General features: G+C 48.9%; 19 protein-coding genes. 18 read left to right on the top strand and 1 reads right to left on the bottom strand.

Annotated features, from left to right (window positions below; all coding sequences use genetic code 11):
* The first annotated feature begins 176 nt into the window (after positions 1–176).
* A complete protein-coding gene (locus tag IMY23_RS02900; protein WP_192820650.1) occupies positions 177–2798 on the top strand; it encodes a carboxypeptidase regulatory-like domain-containing protein in 2622 nt (873 codons plus the stop codon).
* Between the two features lie 169 nt (positions 2799–2967).
* On the opposite strand, the gene IMY23_RS02895 is transcribed toward IMY23_RS02900, so the two are convergent.
* Positions 2968–4446 (bottom strand): hypothetical protein, encoded by a 1479-nt coding sequence (locus tag IMY23_RS02895; protein ID WP_192820649.1) that lies wholly within the window; start codon positions 4444–4446, stop codon positions 2968–2970.
* A 301-nt stretch (positions 4447–4747) separates the two neighbouring features.
* Between IMY23_RS02895 and IMY23_RS02890 the strand changes: the two genes are divergently transcribed.
* The 17 genes from IMY23_RS02890 (at position 4748) to IMY23_RS02810 (ending at position 20943) form a co-directional block, all read left to right on the top strand.
* On the top strand, positions 4748–4990 hold the full coding sequence (locus IMY23_RS02890) for a hypothetical protein (protein WP_192820648.1): 243 nt from the start codon (positions 4748–4750) through the stop codon (positions 4988–4990).
* 178 nt (positions 4991–5168) lie between these two features.
* Positions 5169–6890, top strand: a complete 1722-nt coding sequence (locus IMY23_RS02885) for an ABC transporter substrate-binding protein (RefSeq protein WP_192820647.1) — start codon at positions 5169–5171, stop codon at positions 6888–6890.
* A gap of 5 nt (positions 6891–6895) precedes the next feature.
* The gene (locus IMY23_RS20260) at positions 6896–8263 is read left to right on the top strand and encodes an ABC transporter permease subunit (RefSeq protein ID WP_370589801.1); all 1368 of its coding nucleotides are present in this window, start codon (positions 6896–6898) and stop codon (positions 8261–8263) included.
* Positions 8260–9339 (top strand): ABC transporter permease, encoded by a 1080-nt coding sequence (locus IMY23_RS02875; RefSeq protein WP_192820645.1) that lies wholly within the window; start codon positions 8260–8262, stop codon positions 9337–9339. The genes IMY23_RS20260 and IMY23_RS02875 overlap by 4 nt, the downstream gene beginning before the upstream one ends.
* 240 nt (positions 9340–9579) lie before the next feature.
* On the top strand, positions 9580–9786 hold the full coding sequence (locus IMY23_RS02870; protein WP_192820644.1) for a hypothetical protein: 207 nt from the start codon (positions 9580–9582) through the stop codon (positions 9784–9786).
* An 813-nt stretch (positions 9787–10599) separates the two neighbouring features.
* Positions 10600–11943, top strand: coding sequence for a rhodanese-like domain-containing protein (locus tag IMY23_RS02865; RefSeq protein WP_192820643.1), 1344 nt, complete (start codon positions 10600–10602; stop codon positions 11941–11943).
* A gap of 246 nt (positions 11944–12189) precedes the next feature.
* On the top strand, positions 12190–12840 hold the full coding sequence (locus IMY23_RS02860) for a Crp/Fnr family transcriptional regulator (RefSeq protein ID WP_192820642.1): 651 nt from the start codon (positions 12190–12192) through the stop codon (positions 12838–12840).
* 77 nt (positions 12841–12917) lie between these two features.
* A complete protein-coding gene (locus IMY23_RS02855) occupies positions 12918–13769 on the top strand; it encodes a sulfite exporter TauE/SafE family protein (RefSeq protein ID WP_192820641.1) in 852 nt (283 codons plus the stop codon).
* Between the two features lie 102 nt (positions 13770–13871).
* Entirely contained in the window at positions 13872–15284 is a 1413-nt protein-coding gene (locus IMY23_RS02850) for a rhodanese-like domain-containing protein (protein WP_192820640.1), read from the top strand.
* Positions 15285–15560: 276 nt separating this feature from the next.
* Positions 15561–15887 (top strand): rhodanese-like domain-containing protein, encoded by a 327-nt coding sequence (locus tag IMY23_RS02845; RefSeq protein WP_192820639.1) that lies wholly within the window; start codon positions 15561–15563, stop codon positions 15885–15887.
* A gap of 54 nt (positions 15888–15941) precedes the next feature.
* Positions 15942–16499, top strand: coding sequence for a YeeE/YedE family protein (locus IMY23_RS02840; protein ID WP_192820638.1), 558 nt, complete (start codon positions 15942–15944; stop codon positions 16497–16499).
* A gap of 35 nt (positions 16500–16534) precedes the next feature.
* Positions 16535–16948, top strand: a complete 414-nt coding sequence (locus tag IMY23_RS02835; protein WP_192820637.1) for a YeeE/YedE family protein — start codon at positions 16535–16537, stop codon at positions 16946–16948.
* 83 nt (positions 16949–17031) lie between these two features.
* Entirely contained in the window at positions 17032–18285 is a 1254-nt protein-coding gene (locus tag IMY23_RS02830; protein ID WP_192820636.1) for an MFS transporter, read from the top strand.
* A gap of 52 nt (positions 18286–18337) precedes the next feature.
* Entirely contained in the window at positions 18338–18709 is a 372-nt protein-coding gene (locus tag IMY23_RS02825) for a hypothetical protein (protein WP_192820635.1), read from the top strand.
* Positions 18710–18816: 107 nt separating this feature from the next.
* Positions 18817–19728 carry a DoxX family membrane protein gene (locus IMY23_RS02820; RefSeq protein ID WP_225986394.1) on the top strand — a complete coding sequence of 304 codons (912 nt, stop codon included), beginning with the start codon at positions 18817–18819 and terminating at the stop codon, positions 19726–19728.
* 45 nt (positions 19729–19773) lie between these two features.
* A complete protein-coding gene (locus IMY23_RS02815; RefSeq protein ID WP_192820634.1) occupies positions 19774–20397 on the top strand; it encodes a TlpA disulfide reductase family protein in 624 nt (207 codons plus the stop codon).
* Between the two features lie 15 nt (positions 20398–20412).
* A complete protein-coding gene (locus IMY23_RS02810; RefSeq protein WP_225986393.1) occupies positions 20413–20943 on the top strand; it encodes a DsrE family protein in 531 nt (176 codons plus the stop codon).
* The last annotated feature ends 68 nt before the right edge of the window (positions 20944–21011 follow it).

The raw sequence follows: 21011 nt of genomic DNA, 5'->3' as shown, positions 1-21011 counted from the left end.
TCTCTCTAAGCCACCTTGGCTGTAGCCTACCTTAAGAAGACCTTTAGAATTTAATTTCCTTCTTATTCCTTAAATATTGATATTAGCGTAATAAATCAGCCTTGGCTCCAGGCAGAATTTCAAGTAAAATGGCTTTGCCACCGTTCATAAAAGCATTTCTTGTTGCCTTTCTTCTGGTGGCTGTTCAGGTCCGGGGCTTTTCTCAAGCGTACGCATCAGAACCAACGGTCTCCTTTACTTACCACCAACAACCGCTTCAGAAAATCCTGCTTGACCTGGAGAAGCGGTATTCCCTTAATTTCTCATACAGCAACAGCCAGCTTTCTCTAACTGCCTTGGTCACTTGCCGAGCACAGGATTTGCCACTTTCCAGGGCCTTGGAGGTTCTGAGCAAATGTGCCCGCCTTACCCACCAGAAAATCGGGGACCAGATTGTCTTGAAACCCGCGCCTCCCACTGAAGCCAGGCCTATCAGAATTCCTTACACCCAGACAATGCGCGGATTGGTGGTAGATGGGTCTTTGAGAACTCCTTTGGTGGGTGCCACCGTGCTATTGCTCTCTGAAGAGCCGGTGCGGGCAGTGAGCACCGGTCCAGACGGTTCCTTCATGTTCCAACATTTGGCCATAGGCAGGCATACCGTGCGGGTGACCTATTTGGGCTACCAAGACACGGAACTGAGCAACATTCTGGTGGTTTCTGGGAAGGAAGCGGTGGTGGCGGTAACCTTGGAGCAGACTTTTATTCAGGAGAACGAAGTGTTGGTAGTGTCAGAGCCAGATAAGTCGTTGCCCTTGAACATGTTGATTAGCTCCAGCGTGCACACCTTGCGCACTGAGGAGATCAACCGGTTTGCCGGTTCCAGGCAAGATCCCAGCCGCATGGCCGCCAATTATGCCGGGGTGTCCAGCGCCTCTGACCAACGAAATGACTTGATTGTGCGCGGAAATTCGCCTTTGGGGGTTTTGTGGCGGCTGGAAGGCGTGGAAATTCCCAACCCCAACCATTTCACCTTCGCGCCTAACACCGGCGGAGCCTTCAGCCTATTGAACAACAACCTTTTAGGCAATTCAGATTTTCTCACGGGCGCTTTCCCCGCGGAGTACGGAAACCGAATTGGTGCCGTCATGGACGTAAAACTCCGGAAAGGCAATAGCAAAAAGCTGGAGAACACGCTACAATTAGGCCTCAACGGCTTGGAAGCAGTCACCGAAGGACCTTTGGTGAAGAAATGGGGCGGCTCTTTCATTGGCAGCATGCGTTTGTTCACCTTTCAGCCATTCAAGAAAATTGGGGTAGACATTGGGTATGACGGCATTCCCCAATACCAGGATGCGGCTTTTAAGATTGAACTTCCCACACCCAAGGCCGGCAAATTCTCTGCCTGGGGTATTGGCGGCACCAGCAATATCACCCTGTTCCAACGAAACGAAGACACTCTTTCCTGGGGCAACCTCAAGTATGTACTGGAGCCTACGCTAGATAACCGGATGTACGCCTTCGGGTTTACCCATACGTTTACCGTGTCGCCTAAGACGGTCTCTGAGCTCATTGTCTCCACCTCGGGCAGCCAGGTACTGGCCAACACAGAAGCCCTCTACCGCGACAAAATCAAACGCCTGTATTATTACCTTCGCAACTATGAACAGCAGGTGATCACCAAATGGAACATCACACACAAATACAGCAACCGACTTTTATTTAAGGGAGGCGCCACCTGGCAGAAAATGTATTTCAACAACCAGGAAACCATGTTCAGGGACCCGCCAGGCGTTTATGAAACCAACCTGGACGCCCAGGGCAGCGCCGCCTTGTTCCAAGGGTTTGCACTGGGAAGGTTTTACCTCACCCCGCGGCTTGACATACAGGGAGGCTTGTATTACCAACAGTTCTCCATTGGTCTGCGGCATGCCCTGGAGCCCAGGGTTTCGGTGAATTATTACCTCACAGATGCGCAACGGCTTTACTTTTCGGCGGGCTTGCACAGCCAGACCCAGCCGCTGGTTTATTATGAATACCGCTTCCATTCTACGCAACTGCCAGAATACAACCAGCCCTACAACAAACTTGATTTCACCCGTAGCCGTCAATTGGTGGCCGGTTACAACTACAACATAAACGCCCAGTGGCGCGTGAAAGCCGAGGCCTATTACCAATACCACTACCAGGTACCCGTGAGTGAGCACGATGACGAAGAGGCTTTTTCCATGCTCAACCTGGGCACAGATTACAGCTTTGTCACCGTGGACAGCGTGGTCAACAAAGGCACCGGCCAGAACTATGGGCTTGAACTGACGGCGGAAAGGTTTCTGAAAAACGGTTTTTATGCCTTGACCAACTTGTCTTTGCTGAAATCTACCTACACCGGCGCAGATGGTAAAACCAGGCCTACCACCTTTAGTGTGGGGTTTATCTCCAACTTGTTGCTGGGGAAAGAAATTGAGTTGGACGAGGAACAACGGCATTTAATTTCCCTGGACCTGCGGTTGAATTACTCCGGCGGCAGGCGCATCATCCCTATTGACGAAGTCCGGACGCGGGCAGATGTAACGGGCAAGGTGTACTATGACAACCAGAACGCCTACCAGTCACAGCTCAAAAACTATTTCAGGACAGACATCAGGTTTTCTTACCAGTTGAACACCCGCAAGACCACGCACTGGATTTACGCCGCGGCAGACAATTTCCTGAACACGCGAAATGAGCTTTACTACGGTTGGGACCCAGATGAGAACCGAGCCAAAAAGTATTACCAATTGGGCATTTACCCGTATCTGGGCTACCGGATTCAGTTTTAAACTATTCTCCTTTCTAAATCATCACATAAACACAAATCCTGTTTTTGGGCTCATTTCTGAAAATGAGCCCGAAAACAGGATTTGCTTTTTTAGCTTCGGTCTGGTTTTGCCTCCATTTCCAAAACAGAGCCTAAAAACGGAAAAATCAGCTTACAGAACTGTCTGATGCTTACAATTTCTGCAGGTGTTTGAGCATGTATTCCCAGAGGTGTTCATACGGAATGATCTCAATTTCTGCATAAGCATCACCAGGTGGGTTAATGCGTTGCAGTTTCTGGTACAGATAATTTCCTTTTTTCTGGGTGGCGCCCGGGTCAAACCCTGAACTCACCATAATGGTGAGCAACTTGAAGAAAGCCCGGCTGCGCTCACTGAAACTATCTTTGAAGTGCTTGTGCGCGTATTTTTTGAGCGCCTCAATCCGGTATTCCAGGGCCTCTAAATCCTCCGCCTCTAAATAATACATCACCTGCAGAATAAGGATGGCCACGTTGAAACCTTCTTTGTCACGGCTGTAGCTAGGCAAGTTCTGCACCAGAGCCTGCCACTTGAACGGCTGCCCTGTCACCGGCGACACAAAATGCAGGTACGCCTCATACAACACCCACCGTTCCTGGCCCATTTTATTGATCTTCGTTAAAAACGGGTTTACCAGCACTTTGTGCAGCACTGAGTGCGCCACTTCATACTTGCGGGCATGCATGGCTAACAGGAAGTAGTTTTCCATGTACGCAAACCAGTTTTTGCCTTTAGGGTTGAAGGCACCTTCATTAGCACTGGCCAACGCCAGGCCCTGGTCCAGGTTTTTAGCCCGAAGATGCGCGTAAATCTGTATGTATTTGTTGTATCGTTGGTCAAACTGCTCCGTGTTGATCTGATACTCCGCCATGAGCCGTTCAGAATTGGAAGTCAGTTCCACAATCTGGTCGAAATTACCCTTTAGCTCCTGCGCCCAGTTAGACAGAATGTAAAAGTAATTGAAGGCACTGAAGGATTTAGCCTCGCGCCATAGCTGGCCCATTTCCTCTAAGATAGAATCCACTTTGTCCAGGTAGGCTTTTCTGGCGGTGATGGTATGGTTTAACTCCACCTTAGACTCCAGAAACAACTGCTCCACCAGCTGGTCAGCTGAGAAGGCTGAACCAAAATCTCTGCTCTGCTGGAGAAGCTTGAAAAAAAGCGCCCTCTCTCCCAAATGGGAATAGACATACAGCAATGAGCGCTGCGCAAGCGAGATGACATCATAAAAGCTGTATTTCTGTCCTGTGGAAATAACTTCGCGCAACAGGGGCGCAGCCAGGTCATAGGCGCCGGCATTCACCAGCACCCGTGATTGGTACAGTTTCGCGAAGCAGTCATTTTCAGCCAACTGGGCCACATTCTGCCGGGTGTCATGGTTCTCCAGGAAGAACAGTTGGTTCATGAGCCGCTTCCGTAGTCGGCTTTTCAGCATTTTAAAACCAGACTTTGCGGCATCTTTCTCATAAAGTAGCGCCAAAGCTTCCGCTTCTGAGGTTACTTCGCCTTTGCTAATTCCTTGGAAGAGAAGCCATTCTTTGTTTTCCTTTTTGGTTTTGAAATCCAGCAAGGAGGCATCTGCCACTCCTCCCCTCTGAATAATTTGGATTAACTTTATTAACTCTTCCATAAACTAGGCTACCTTTCGCTACTATTGTTTATTATTATAAAGCTCTTTTCAACAAGTCTTTCCTTTTATCGCAAACCTGAAAGCAAAGTAATTCATTTATTAAGAACTATCTGGTTACAATTTTTCATTTTTGTGATTTTTTTTATCAAAAATTTCCTGCATACATTCAATCCAAGTTCAGTATCATATATATTTTCATATTTTCACTTAAATAAACCATAGTTAATTTTTCCTATTACATTTCCTTTGGCATGAACTTACGGGTAGGCATCTTTGTATAAACAATAAAGAAATTAAAGCCATGGTAGAATTAATCCTCGCTCTCCTTTTGCAACTGGCCACTCTTAACGGTGGCACTAATGCTCAGAAAAATTCAGGTGCAGCTTCTAATAGCAGCATGCAAACCACAAACACAACTTCTACCACTACTGGTACAGGTGAAACCGTTGGTGATGGTACATCTACTGATGATGGTACAGGTACCGGCTCTGGTAGTGGTGAAACAGGTTACGGTGGCTCAGGCAACTGGGACACCAAAGACTAACAAAATCAATTGAGTAGCGGGAGACTCCCCCATTGACTGCTTCTTAATTTTTTGATTGTAGAGACAGGGCCAGTTAACTATGTGTTAGCTGGCCCTGTCTCTTTTTTGTCTGGGAAACCAACGCCATTTCACTCAAGTTTTGTAATATTGAGCGAAGCGCCCGCCTGATTTGCTCAACATGAACCGAATTCCCTTTCTGGCTTTATTCTCCCTGCTCTTATGGGCCATTTCCTGCTCTCCAAAGAAAGCTGATGATAGCATTAGAATACGGCTGGCTCAAGACCCTGAATCACTGCACCCCCTAAGCTACGGAAATCCTTACGCCCTGCAGGTGCTCAACCTTATGTACCAAAGCCTATTGTCGGTGGACCTGAAAGACCGGTCTATTCAACCGGCGTTGGCAGTTTCCCTCCCAACAGTGACCATACAGGGAGATTCTTCCTACTTTACTTATACACTAAGGCCGGAAGCCCGTTGGGACGATGGCCAACCGGTGACGGCGCAAGATGTTTCTTTTTCCATAAAGGTCATGCACAGCCCTATGGTGGAGAATGAGCGCTGGCGCGTACAGTATGCTTTTATAGAAGACATCAGATTTTCAAAAGACAATCCCCGGGAGTTCACCTTGGCTTGTGCCGGCTATTCCCCGGAAATGCGCCACCTTACCGGTGATTTCTTTATTTTACCTGCCCACAAACTAGACCCAGACAATATCTTGAAAGGTCATTCCCTGCGTTTGTTGAAGGCGGAACAAGATTCTCTTTCCAACACTCCCGCTATCAAAAAACTAGCCGGCCAGATTAACACCCAAATGTTGGCAAGAGACACCGCCTGGGTTAAAGGAAGCGGCCCCTATAGACTTATGGCCTGGAACACAGGGCAGCAGTTACGCCTGGAGAAAAAAAGCAACTGGTGGGGCGACAAGGCAAATAACCCATCATCGGCACTTATCAGCAAACCCCAAAAACTGGTTTACCAAATTATCACAGACAATGCGGCAGCCCTTCTGGCCCTTAAGGCCAACCAAATAGATGTAATGGACAATATTCCGTTGGTGCCGTTTCTTGAAATGCGCAAGGGAACAGATTACAAAGAGAACTTTGCCTTTTTTACCACCCCTACCTATGACGCCGTCTTTATGGGGGTGAATGGCAGCAAACCTATTTTACAAGACAAGAGAACCAGACAGGCGTTGGGGCACCTATTACCTGTGGCACAAATCATTAACACTTTGCATGGCGGGTACGCCTCCCCAACCGCAGGGTTTATTCCTCCTCAGGATTCGCTATTCTATAATTCCAACTTGAAGCCGCTTGCCTATGACATCATAGCGGTAAAACAGCTGCTACAAAGTGCCGGCTGGTTTAAAAGCCCGCAAGGGTGGCGCAAAAAAATAAATGGCCAACAGGCTTTTCTGCAATTGGAACTGCTGCACCGGGCGGGCAATTCAGACTTTGAGAACATGGCCTTGATGTTCCAGCAAAATGCGAAGCGCGTAGGCATTCCCATCATTCTCAAACCTATGGAAGGAAGCCAAATCTCAGAGCGCTTGCGTACCCGTGACTATGATCTTTATTTCAGGACACTCACCGGCAACCCGTTTTCTTATAACCTACTTTCTTTGTTGCATTCCCAAAGTGCCGCCAACGAAGGTGCCAACGTGACCCATTTTGGAACAAGTGAAAGTGACCAACTTCTAGAGCAGATAGCCAGAGAGGAAAACCTGAACACCAAAGCCATTTTGCTCAAAGCGCTTCAAAAAATCATGCGGGAAGAAGCCAACCTCATGTTCTTGTATTTCCCCAAAAACAAACTAGCCGTCTCTAAACGGATAGACTCTGTAGTAGTTTCCAGCCTGGAACCTGGGTATGATGTAACTCGGCTGGTCTTGAAAAAGTGACCGGCATGAAACCAAACAATGCCTGGGGTATATTCCTAAAAGCTCCCTTGACCCTTTGGGTGGCCGCCTCACTCATTTTTTTCTTAAGCCGACTTCTGCCTGCCACGTTCGCACCCAAAGGCATGGAAGAAGTTGACACCAACACCTTCGGCGGTGCCCGGGCAGAGGCTGTAGAGGATGCAAAGCAGTCTTTTATCCGGAAACAGGGACTACACCTTCCGCTTTTTTATGTCAGCCTAACTCATCAATCATTAGAAGATGACTTGCTACAGTCGGTGCCGGAACCAGACCGGTACTGGCTGAAAAAGGCGGCCTATTGGCACGGGACATCTAATGCCTTCACGTTTTATAGGCAATGGGAAAGCCACGTGCGGACAATGCCTTTAAAAGAAAAACAAAAACTTCTCACCACCCTTTCTTATTGGGCGAAAAGCCCCAACCAGGAACAACGAACCAAAGCATTACAAGAGGTGAATCATGCAATTACAAACTCAGGTTCAACCTTGAATAAGTCTTCTTTGCAATCTGCCTGGGCAATTTTAATCCAGCAGCAAGGTCCTTTGGGAAACTTTTTACCGGCCTTCCGTTGGCATGGCACGTCAAACCAATATCATTTGTGGGCCTCTCAAGTTTTGCGGGGAGACTTGGGGTTTTCTACCAGAGATTACCAACCCGTGGGACAGAAAATCGCCATGGCGCTTCCCGTTACACTTTTCATTGGGGTTGGTGGCTTTGTCTTGGCTACAGCCTTGTCCTTTTTGCTGGCAACAGTACTCTCCCTCTCTGCTAAGGCCATGTTGAAGGCAAGCCTTAGAAAATTCCTGTATCTGCTAGACAGCTTTCCAGCTTTCTTATTGGCTTTGGGTTTATTGGCTCTATTTCTCAAATGGGGCGGAAACTGGGATCCTATTTCCGCGGGCCAAACTCCAACCATAATTTCCTTCATGGAAAACCTATTTTCCAGTGCACTGGGGGCAGCCTTGGTCTGTACGCTGTTATTATTGGTTCCGTACCTCACGTTGCAGTTTCACCAGAGCCTGGAAGAAGAGAAAAACAAACTGTACTTCAGGACCGCCTTAGCCAAGGGACTTTCTGCCAGGCAATCACTGGTCAGGCATCTTTTACCAAACGCATTCCCACCCATGCTCACCTTGATGAGCGAAGTATTCTTAGCCCTCATAGCCGGAATTCTTGTGGTGGAGATTACTTTTTCGTTGCCTGGCTTGGGTAACCTGCTTACCCAATCTATACTCACGGCAGATTACCCTGTGGTCATTGGCCTCATTTTGCTTTTGCTGGTTATCCGGATGGTGGTGGTTTGGTTGGCAGAGGCTTGTATAATATTTCTGGACCCCAGAGCCAGGCAGATATGAGCAGTAGATCCATGCGCCTATCTTGGAAAGGACTTCCCATTGCCAGGAATTGGAACCTGACGCTGGCCCTGGCCCTGGCGTGGCTATTGGCTATAACCGTAGTGGCACTTACCTATCATTGGTGGCCCTTAGCATTTAAAAGCACTGACCTTCAACCTGCTTCTGCGTATGTAGCTCCATTCCAATCTGCGCACCTGTTGGGCACAGACCATCTGGGCCGAGATGTGTGGTATTACTCCATGCATGCCACCCAAACCGCCTGGCTTCTGGCATTCCCGCCGTTGTTAGTTTCTACATTGTTGGGCGTGACCCTTGGGTGTATGGCAGGTTGGTTTGGCAATTATAAACTCACCATTTCCTTAAAGACCATTATTGCCATGGCCTTACCGCTGCTCACCTGGTTTTTTTTGAAAGAGTTTTACCTTTGGCGCGTGTTTCCTTTATTTTCCTCTATTGGCTTTAAGCATACATTTTCCTGGATGCTTGCCGGTGGGTTACTGGTATTGGAGTGGGCAGTACTGTCATTTCTCTTTAAACCGGTTTCTTTCTTTAAAAGAAAAGTGACGGTCCCACTAGACAGCATTTTCAAAAGCCTGGTGGAAATATGGTCCACACTTCCCAAGCTGTTGCTTTTGTTGTTACTCTCAGCATTCACAGAGCCTTCATTGGAAAATTTGGCCTTTTGGATCGCCATCACCTACTGGGTTATTCCCGCCCGTCTGAGCAGAACCAAGGTGAGATTAGTGCAGAAGCAACCGTTTATAGAAGCCGCTTTGGCCACAGGCATGGGAACCTCCAGAATCTTGCTTTACCATATTTGGCCAACTTTGCGAGGGGCAGTGTTGACCAATTTTTGCTTTGCCGCCTCCGGCCTGTTAGGCATAGGCTCTACCTTGGCCTTTCTGGGAATTGGCATTCCACCGGAAATTCCTTCGTGGGGTAAAATGCTGTCTGCCGCCAGGTTCTCAGTGGATGCCTGGTGGCTTCTAATGGCCCCCGCACTTTTTCTGCTGCTAAGTATTTTCAGTTTACAAGCCTTGTGGTATCACCTTTCTTCCAAAAAAGAGCAGCAGTAGCGTTACGTTAACTTAAAAACATGCCTTTCCTTTTAGCTTAGTACCTTAACTATACAACTTAAGGCTACGCTTAATTAATAAATCACAGATTTATAATGGTTTTGTCCAAGTTACGTTTATCCTATTCTTTCCTTTTGTCAGCAAACAGTTCCCCCTATTATTGTATCATCAATCAAGCAGATATACAAGATGCTACCTGACCAACGCTTCCTAACGCCCCCGAGTAAGAAGCAACTGAGTGTGGTTCATTTAGATAGAAGCCGAAAAAGCTTTGACTCTACTACCAAATGCACACCCGTTGACTTGGATGACATGACCGCTTATTGGGTGGTGACCATGTCAGAAACCAAAGTGAGCCCTTCAGCTGAAGGCATTGTAGTGGAAGGTTATTTATTAGGCGCGTTTGAATTTGATTCATTGACCGGCCATCCAGGAATAAGATATTAATTATTTATAGTACCCTTGCGGGTCCCCCAACCGCCGGGTGTTTTTTAGTTTTTTTGTTGTTTGTCTGTTTGCCTGCCGGCTTGTCACCGGCAGGCTTCTTTTTGTGCCTACCCAAAGGTAATCTGCTTGGAATTCATTTTGGACTCCCTGCAATAATCAAGTTTTGCCTTTGTCAAAAAACAAAAGCCTCTAATACCCAGTTTCCTCTAGTAATATTGTTTTATATTCAGGAAATCATTCGTAAACAAGAGGTACTTTGCGTTTTCGGGCTCGTTTCCAGAAATGAGCCCGAAAACGGAAGTAATAATTGGAGCGCTAAACTTTAGGTGACTTACGAATGTGGTTTTTAAACCTCAACTCATAAACCTTGGAGGTTTTGTACCTACAAAGTTATCAAAACGAAACCGCGGAGAGACAAAGGTTATACAGAAACTTCCTAAAGTTGAAAATCATCTTTAGTAACCGCTTGTAAAACTCTAAATTCGGTTCTTTCCGATTAAAAAAACTCCCTTACTTCCTCCTAAACCCTATTACAGGTTTTAAAAACACTTCACGCTTAAGCGGGCAATGGAATGCATACCAAAATTCCTGCCTTTCAAAACATTACGGGCCTACTTGGTAACTAACCAATATGCCTTTTTCAAACTAATTCTTCTTTCTAATCCAGCCGGCTATTTTTACTGTTTAAAAACCTTAGAATGCCCTCTGCCTGGCATTTTCTATAGGGTAAATCCTTGTGTAACCTAAGTCACTGAACATTCTACACTGGTACCCTACCTTTGTACTATCCTCTACATTAAAAAACAAAGCACTATGAAAATACAGCAGTTTGAAGACAAAGGATTGGCGCATTATTCTTACGCCATTTTAAGCGAATGCCAAAAAGAAATCGTCTTGGTAGACCCAGCCCGCAACCCCCAGCAATATTATGACTACGCCCAGGAACACGGCGCCAAAATTGTGGGCGTGATTGAAACCCACCCGCACGCTGATTTTGTGAGCTCGCACCTGGAAATTCATCAAAAAACCGGGGCTACTATTTACGCGCATAGCCTGGTGGGCGCTGACTATCCGCACAATTCCTTTGACGAAGGCGCGGTGCTGGAGATTGGCAATATAAAACTGAAGTCCCTGCATACGCCCGGCCACTCGCCAGACAGCATTAGCATCGTGCTGGAGCACGAGGGCAAGGACAAAGCCGTCTTCACCGGAGATACCTTGTTCATTGGTGATGTGGGCCGTCCTGACTTGCGCGAGAATGCCGGCAACCTCACCGCCAAGCGCGAGGAGCTGGCCAAACAAATGTATCACAGCACCCGCGAGAAACTGATGAAACTAGCGGATGACGTAGTGGTTTATCCAGCACACGGTGCCGGCACGCTCTGCGGAAAAGGCCTGAGCGAGGCCAACAGCAGCACCATTGGCGACGAGAAGTTCAGCAACCAAGCCCTGCAGGAAATGACCGAAGACCAGTTTGTAGCCTACCTCACCGCCGACCAGCCCTTCATTCCCAAGTACTTCGGGTATGACGTGGGCTTGAACAAACAAGGCGCGCCCAACTACCAGGAAAGCGTGCAAGCCGTAAAGCGTCTGGAGAAGAACTTTACGCCCGAGGAAGGTGCGTTGGTCATTGACGCACGTCCACAGCAAGACTTTAAAAATGGCCATTTGGCAGGAGCATACAACATCCAGAACGGCGGTAAGTTTGAGACCTGGCTGGGAAGCATCGTGGATCCTAAGGAGACCTTCTACCTGGTAGCCCAGGATGACAAGACCCTGGACGAGTTGATTGACAAAGCCTCCCGGGTTGGCTATGAAATCAAGATCAAAGGCGCTTTTGTGCTGGAAGAGGAAGCTTCGGTTTCATCGCCTAAGATGGACGTGGACCAGTTCAAGGAAAATCAAGGGCAGTACACCATCGTGGACATCAGGAACGCCTCTGAGGTGAAGGACAAGAAATACTTTGCTAACGCCCTAAACATCCCATTGCCTGAACTAAGATACCGCGCCCAGGAAATCCCTACGGATAAACCAGTAGTTATTCACTGCGCCGGCGGGTACCGCTCGGCGGCCGGAAGCAGTATTGTAGAGGCAGAACTGCCTAAGGCCAAAGTGCTGGATTTAAGCGAGGCTATCAGCCAGTTCCAACCTTTGTAAGTCATTTTGATTTTAACTGTTAAAAAGCCGATGCCCTCTTCACAAAAGGGCATCGGCTTTTAATTTCACCCTTTGTCTAAAAGCTTTTAAGTTGCTAATAGACATTTACCGAAGAAGTATTCTATACTTGCAGGTCATCCGTTTTTAGCCTGTTTCATGAGAAATAAGCCAAAAACGGAGGATAGCAGTATACTACATGTAGTGCTAAATCAGGAGAACGTTACCCTTCAACCACCCACATCACTGATGCTAGACCAAGAAAAAATCAGCCTTATTCAAGAGAAGTTTCCGCAATTAGAACCGGCCTTGCTCCAAGAGATTGCCCAGGCGGGCGTCATCAAATACCTGGAGCCCGAGGACGAAGCCCTGCGTACCGGCCAGTTCCTGAAGTCCAACGTGTTGGTGCTGGACGGCCTGGTGAAAGTCTACCGCGAGGACGAGGAAGGCGACGAGTTCCTGATGTATTACCTGGAGGGCGGCAACGCCTGCGCCCTATCCATGATGTGCACCGCCCGCAACGAGCAGAGCCAGGTGATGGCCAAAGCCGTCACCCCCGCCGAGGTGCTCCTGATTCCGGCCCATGTCTCTGAGCTATGGCTGGCCAAATACCCTAGTTGGCACACGTTCATCATTGCCTCCTACCGCGCCCGCTTCGACGAACTCCTCCAGACCCTGGACAGCATCGTGTTCAAAAGCCTGGACGAACGCCTGGTCTTCTACCTGAAGCGCCACCAGAAAGTAATGGGAAACGAAGTGCGCCTGTCCCACCAGCAGATTGCCGAAGAGCTCAACAGCTCCCGCGAGGTCATTTCCCGGCTTCTTAAAAAACTGGAGCAGACGGGGGCCGTAATCCTGCACCGCAATTATTTAGAAATTATAAATCTAGACCTTTTTTAGGTGTGTGACTATAGTCACTGTACCCGGCTAGCCCCTACTTTACCTTTGTAGTACAAAATCAAAAAACACTACAAGAAATGGAAATACTAGGATACATAGCGGCCTTGCTCATTGGTCTCTCACTTGGATTAATTGGCGGTGGAGGCTCCATTTTGACTGTGCCGGCCTTGGTGTATTTACTGGGCCTCAACCCCGTCATTTCCACGGCCTACTCGCTCTTTATTGTGGGCTTAACCAGCCTGGTGGGCAGTTACCGCTTTTACAAACAAGGACTGGTGAGCATGAAAACGGCCCTAGTCTTCGGGTTGCCGTCCATCGTGGCCGTGTACGCCACCCGGCGCTACATAGTACCCGCCATCCCAGACAGCATCTTCACCGTGGGTGGGTTTGAAGTCACCAAGGTCATTTTGTTAATGCTTCTGTTTGCGGGCTTGATGGTGTTCGCCTCCATCAGCATGATCAGGCAGAATAGAAAAGTGAACGGGGACGTGACCGTGGACGAAAACGTGGACCATGACATTCTGGAGGAAAACGGCAAAACAGAGGCCCATCCAGAACCAAAGTTCAACTACGCCGGCATCTTAGCCGAGGGCGCCATTGTAGGTACCCTGACCGGTCTAGTGGGCGCGGGTGGCGGTTTCCTGATCATCCCGGCACTGGTGTTGTTCTCCAAGCTGGACATGAAGATGGCGGTTGGTACGTCCCTGCTCATCATCGCGGCCAAGTCCCTCTTCGGGTTCATGGGCGACGTGGCCAACTATGAGATTGACTGGGCCTTCCTGAGCGTCTTCTCCTCCCTTTCCATTGTGGGAATCTTCATCGGGTCCTACTTCTCTGCTAAGATTCACGCCAATAAACTGAAGACCTCTTTTGGTTGGTTTGTGCTGGTGATGGGCGTGTACATCATCGCCAAAGAACTCTTTTTCTAATTTATCTTAAGAAACTGGCCCTGTGTAACCTAAGTCACTGACCAGGCCTTTCTTACCCTGTACTTTTGTAGAGTAAAATTCAAAACGCAAAAACAAAACAACATGTTAGTAGAACAAATATATACCGGATGTCTGGCACAAGGTGCCTACTATGTTGAAAGCAACGGTGAAGCTGTCATCATTGACCCGCTTAGAGAAATCCAGCCGTACCTGGCCAAAGCCGAAAGCCGGAACGCTAAAATCAAGTACGTGCTGGAGACGCACTTTCACGCCGATTTTGTGAGCGGACACGTGGATCTGGCTAAGGCCACCGGCGCAGAGATCGTGTTCGGTCCCAACGCGGTGACCACCTATGACGCGTACATTGCCAAAGACGGCGAGGCGCTGAAAGTAGGCGACGTGACCATCAAAGTCCTGCACACGCCGGGCCATACCATGGAGTCTACCACTTATCTCTTGCAAGACGAGAACGGCAAAGACTACGCGCTGTTCAGCGGTGACACCCTGTTCATTGGCGACGTGGGACGCCCGGACTTGGCCGCTAAGTCTGACCTGACCCAGGACCAACTGGCCGGCCATCTGTTCGATTCGCTTAGAAACAAGATAATGCCCCTTTCTGATGACGTGTTGGTGTACCCGGCGCACGGGGCGGGCTCTTCCTGCGGTAAGAACATGAGCAAGGAAACCTTTGACACCCTGGGCCACCAGAAAGAGACCAACTACGCCCTGCGCTCAGACATGACCCGCGAGGAATTCATTAAAGAAGTGACTGATGGCCTTACCCCTCCGCCAAGCTACTTCCCGCTCAACGTGCAGATGAACAAGCAGGGCTATGACAACATAGCAGATGTTTTGGAGAAAGGCCTGCAGGCCCTGACCCCGGAGGCGTTTGAGTTAGTCGCCAACGATTCTGGCGCTTTGGTGCTGGACACCAGAAAGCCTGAGGACTTCGCCAAGGGCTTCATTCCTAACGCTATTAACATTGGCATTGACGGAAACTTCGCGCCATGGGTGGGTACGCTTATCCCGGACATTAAACAGCAGATTTTGCTGGTAACAGTAGAAGGCCGTGAGGAAGCGGTAGTGACCCGTCTGGCACGCGTAGGCTATGACTATACCATCGGGTATTTGCAAGGCGGTTTTAATGCCTGGCAAGCCGCGGGCAAAGAGACAGACACCATCACGTCTATTTCACCAACTGAGTTTGAACAGCGCTACCAGCAGGACAGCTCTATAAGAGTGATTGATGTGCGCAAGCCTAGCGAGTACCAGTCTGAGCATGTAGAGACGGCCAGCAACGCGCCTTTGGACTACCTAAATGATTACCTGGCGGAAATTCCGAAGGAAGAGCCAGGATACGTGCACTGCGCCGGTGGCTACCGCTCCATGATTGCGGTCTCCATTTTGAAAGCGCGGGGCTATGACAACTTAGTGAACGTGCAGGAAGGCTTCAAAGGCATCTCAGGGACCAGCGTTCCCAGAACCGCCTTCGTGTGTCCTTCTACCTTGAAATAAGAAAAGGCCAGCGCCTGGATGCCCCCAGATCTTGGGTGCTGGCTAAAATTTTCTACATTTTTTGCCAGCGTGACATAAGTCACTGAACCACTCCTACAAAAGCTAGACCTTTGTAGAGTAATTGAGAATCAGCTGAAAAGTGGCTGATAGTAACAGTCATAAAAACCGTTTTTGGGCTATTTTCTGTAAAACAGGCCAAAAACGACAAAGACAGACAAAACAAAAAATGGCCAGCCTGACCGCTGGCCCACCCCAACCCACAAAAGACTAATAGCCATGTTTAATTTATTTAAATCCACTCCTAAGAATTACCAAGACTTGGACGGGCAATCGTTTAAAACGGCCTATTCCAAAGCCGGCAAAGCCGAGCTGTTGGACTTTCGCACTCCCGGCGAGTTTGCCTCTGGTACCATTCCGGGCGCTAAAAACTTGGACGTGACGTCCTCTGAATTCAAAACGGCCATTGAAAAACTGGACAAGGACAAAGAATACTTTGTCTTCTGCCGGAGTGGTAACAGAAGCGGCTCTGCATGTCAGATGTTGGCAGAAAAAGGCCTTAAGGCTTATAACCTGCAGGGTGGCGTAGGTGCCTGGCCCAGGTAATTCAAAACAGTTTAACCATAGTAGCGAAACAGCTTTCTAGAAAGATTTATAATTATGTTAGAAACACTTAGTCAGCCTTGGCCTTGGTACGTGTCTGGGGCGGTGATTGCCCTGATCATGGTCATCATGCTCTTCTTCGGGAAGTCATTCGGTTTCTCGTCTAACCTACGGGTCATCTGCGCGGCCTGCGGGGCCGGTAAAAAGGTGCCGTTCTTTGACTTCAACTGGAAAAACCAGCTTTGGAACCTCCTCTTCCTGGTAGGTGCCATCCTGGGCGGTTGGATTTCTTCTACCTTCCTCTCCACTGGTGAAGCGGTGCAGATCTCTCAGGCCACCATTCAGGACCTTCAACAACTCGGCTTCTCCGCTCCGCAGGGGATGCAACCCGAGGAGCTGTTTGGGATGGATTCCCTCCTCAGCTTTAAGACCATTGCGCTCTTGCTAGGAGGCGGATTATTGATTGGGTTTGGGTCACGGTACGCCGGTGGTTGTACGTCTGGGCACGCCATCAGTGGCTTGTCCAACCTGCAATGGCCGTCGCTGGTGGCGGTGATCGGCTTCTTCATCGGGGGCCTTATCATGACGTTCCTGATGTTCCCGCTTATTTTCTAAAGAATTTTTCATCAAAGACATAAAGAAATAGCCCTATGAAAGGACTGAAATTTATATTGACGGGGATCCTCTTCGGGATTGTGATGAGCAAGTCCGAGGCTATCTCCTGGTACCGCATCCAAGAGATGTTCCGGTTCCTATCGTTCCACATGTACGGCATCATCGGGACGGCCGTGGTACTTGGCGTCATTGCCGTGTATCTGATTAAGAAATACAAGATGCGTGACTACCAGGGCAACCCCATCACCTTCACGCCTAAAGAAAAGTCCGTTCCAAGATACCTGTTTGGGGGTATTATCTTCGGGTTGGGTTGGGCGCTGGTAGGCGCCTGTCCGGGTCCGCTGTTCGTGAACCTGGGCTACGCTTACTGGCCTATCCTGATTGCCATCTTCGGGGGCGTGGCAGGAACGTATCTGTACGGCGTGGTGAAAGACCGACTACCTCACTAATCTCTTTTCCGTTTTTGGCCTGTTTTCTAGAAAATAAGCCAAAAACGGTTTAATTTACCATCCAATCTGACCCATCTATAACAATGAATGCCCTCCCTGAAATCAAACTTGGCTTAAAAGAAAACGGGCTACAGTTTTGGCTTTTAGTGTTGGTGAACGGTTTTGTGGGGGCCATGGTGGGCTTGGAGCGGTCGGTGATTCCAGAGTTCGCCGAGACGGTTTTCAATCTGAGCGGGCATACGGCCCTGCTGTCGTTTATTGTGGCCTTTGGGCTAGCCAAATCATTTGCCAACCTGATGATGGGACGCCTGGCCAAGCAATACAGCCGTAACCAATTGTTGACCTTCGGTTGGCTTTTTGCCTTGCCCGTGCCGTGGCTGTTGCTCTACGCCGAAAGTTGGAGCTGGGTCATTTTTGCCAATGTGCTCTTGGGCTTGAACCAAGGGTTGGCCTGGTCTTCTACCGTGGTCATGAAGATTGATTTGGTGGGTGAGAAGAACCGTGGTCTGGCCATGGGCATCAATGAGTTTGCCGGCTACCTGGCCGTGGGACTGGTGGCTTTTCTGGCGGGCTACATTGCCTCTGAATCTGGCCACGTGACCTACGCCTTCATTCCAGGCATCGGGTTTTCCATCATAGGCCTGTTACTCACCATTTTCCTAGTAAAAGACACCCAATCCCATGCCAGCACCGAAGCCAAGCAGACTACCATTCCGCTTCTATCTAACATCTGGAAAGACACTACTTGGCGCCATGGCAACCTGGGATCGGTGACTTTGAACGGCTTTGTCAATAACCTAAACGATGGTATTCTCTGGGGACTGCTCCCAGTGTTACTAGCCACAAAAGGCTATTCTCTGGCACAGACCGGACTGCTGGCGGGTATTTACCCGGTGGTCTGGGGATTAGGGCAATTGGTGACGGGCAAGCTAGGCGATGTATACTGTAAGAAGCAGTTGCTCACTTTGGGGATGATTTTTCAAGGAATGGCCATCGGCCTTTTACTTTTTGCAGGGGCTATTCCAGTGCTGATAACTGCCTTAGTGTTGTTAGGTGCAGGAACGGCGCTGGTATATCCTAATTTTCTTAGTGTGGTGGCAGAGAATACGCATCCCTCGCAGAGGCCGCAAAGCTTGGGCATCTTCCGGTTCTGGCGCGACTTCGGGTATGTGGCCGGCGCAGTGGCGGCGGGCGTGTTCAGTGACTTGTTTGAGTTGGATGCGGTATTGCTGGGAACGGCAGTGCTGACCGTTGGGGCCGGCGTTCTGTCTGAACTACGTATGTGCTGTACCAAGAAAGTGCTGTGGCCTAGCCAAACCTCTCTCAGCGTTCAATAAAAAGTAGAAAAACGAGTTTATATAGAATTACTATTGTACAGATAAAGAGAAAATGAAGAGTTACTTGCTTTTAGGCATCAGCGTTCTGCTACTGCTATTCACCCTTCCCCAACCGCACCAAGCGGTCAACCGGTGGGTGAGCCCAGACACATCTGTGCTCAAAAAAGTATGTGACACCCAGAAACACACGGCCAAGCGCACCTGTAAAAAGAAATGCCTGCGCCATCAAACCCACACCTCTCAAGAAAACAACACGGGTACCGTCTCTGATTGTCCTTCACCTATATATGCAATGATGGGCAACACCTTGGCAACGCCAGTCTTTTACTTTTTCCCAAGGGTGAAAGTGAAAGGCAACCTGCTAGCGGTGTCCTACCTTCCTCCGCCTTTGGAGCGGGAGCTCAACCCTCCCCGAGTTTCTTAATCTGCTGGTTTCGCGGTGGCCGTACCTGGTGGGCATATCATGTCTGCAGGAGGCTTTCACTGCGCTTTTTATTCCTTTCACAAAAGGAAAAGGGGCTTGGACTAACCATGCCCTTCGTACCTCATTTTAAGAACATCAACGCCATGGAAACTACTCCTTTGCAAAGAATATCATATCTGGTACTGCGCGTACTAGGAAGCCTTATTTTCATCGTGGCCGGCTTTAACCACCTATTCCAGACACCGGATGCGGTGGCTAAATTGCAGAAAGCACCATTCATGCACCTTTCGGCTGGCTTGGCCTCGCCTGAGACTCTTATCATATTGTCTGGCGTTGGCCTGCTCCTGGGCGGTTTATTTTTGCTTTTAGGGCTTCAGACCAAATGGACGGCATTGATGCTGGCCTTGATTTTGATTCCCATCACCCTCACCGTGCAGGTTAACAGCCCGGCGGGCAATGGTCCCTTGTTTAAGAACATTGCCTTGTTGGGAATGCTGTTTTTCTTTTTTGCCAACGGTACTCGCTATTACAGCCTGGATCAATTCTTCCAACCTAAACTTTCCCCTAATATGAACATATCTAAAGCAGGTAAACTGCTGGCCTTTTTTGCCATCGCCCTACTGCCATTTCTTTCTTCTTGCGCTACTGTTGAATCTGGCACTCAAGCATCCTCAAAAGCTGCAACTAAAAACTATGCGGTGCTCATCAGTCAGCCCAACCACGTGAAGGCCGCCGTGCACACTGCCCAGACCATTACGGCTACCAGTGATTATAAGCGAGATACTTTTGTGGTGATGGCCTGCGGAAAGTCTGTAGAAGCCTTTGTGAAAGGAAGTTACATGGCCTCTGAAGTTGAGAAAGGCAGAGCGGCGGGATTGCAGTACAAAGTCTGCGGCATGTCCCTGAAACAGTTCAACATTGACCCGGCCACGCTGGTAGAAGGCGTGACTATTATCCCCAACGGCCTCACATACATGTTTGACTTGCAATCCCAAGGCTATACCACGGTAGAGTTGTAACCTTTTTTGGTCTATTTTCCAGAAAACACCCTAAAATCGAATAGAATGAACAAAGATAAATTTTCCTTCAAGAGCATCCCAGGCTGGTTGTACACCTTGGCCATTTTTGGCGTGTTGTACGCCACCGGCCTGCACACCGAGGTCTTGGGCGGAGTGCAGCGCCTGATGCTAGCCACGGGCCTTAAGAACGCCGATGTGCCCACCGCCATTGAACCGCCTACGCCCGCTACGCTGACGGCCACCACAGAACCCATGGCAGGCGCTGGTTTCCAGATGACCGATTTGGAGGGCAAAGTAGTCGCGTTTGAGTCACTCAAGGGCAAGGTCATCTTTATGAACGTATGGGCCACCTGGTGCCCGCCGTGTATTGCTGAGATGCCCAACATCCAAAGCCTATATGAGAAGGTTGGTTCTGACAAGATCGCGTTTGTGATGCTGTCCGTGGACCAGAAGGGCATGGACAAGGTCAAGAAGTTCATTGACAAGAAGGGCTTCACGTTCCCGGTGTACATGCCGGCCAGCCAGATGCCCGAGGAGTTCCAGAGCCAGGCCATTCCTACCACGTATATCATCTCCCCGGAAGGCAAGATAGTGGCCCAGCAGAACGGCATGGCCGAGTATGACACGCCTGAGGTAATTGAGTTTCTGCAGAAGTTGGCTGGTAAGTAATTGTTACGCTCAAGCTTGTTTAAGTCGTTCAACAAGCTTGAGCTTTTCTATTACCCTCTAATAACACCAGAATCATTTATTAACTTTAAACTCACAATTATGAAATCGAAATTAGTCCTAATGGCTTTGCTAGCCATGTTTCTAGCTCCACTTTCTTCTGTTCAGGCAAAGGGCAAGTCTACTGCTAAAAAGACTGAAAAAACCAAGCAACACAAGATTGTGTATGACCTATCAGTGGCAGATACCGCCATGCACGCTGGCTTGATCAGGCAACAAAACAACATCAAACGGGGTTGGCCAGATTCTCAGGTGGAAGTGGTGGTACATGGCAAAGCCATCAACCTGCTTGTAGCCGCAAAGTCGACCCAAGCCGCCCAAATTAAAGAGCTACAGGCCAAAGGAGTAGTGTTTGTTGCCTGTGAGAATACCATGAAAAGAGCCCAAATTGATAAAAGCCAGCTGTTGCCCAATACCCCAACCGTGCCCATGGGCATTGGTGAAATCGTTACAAAGCAGGAAGAAGGTTGGAGCTATATTAAGTTTTAAGCGGATTGTTGCGGCAAGGCAGCCCTAGTTGGAGACTTGCCAGTTCCCAAGGATGAAAGGTGTTTCGT

Origin of the sequence: Rufibacter sp. LB8, from assembly GCF_014876185.1 — a bacterium.
Classification (GTDB): domain Bacteria; phylum Bacteroidota; class Bacteroidia; order Cytophagales; family Hymenobacteraceae; genus Nibribacter.
This window is presented reverse-complemented; position numbering and strand designations above follow the sequence as displayed.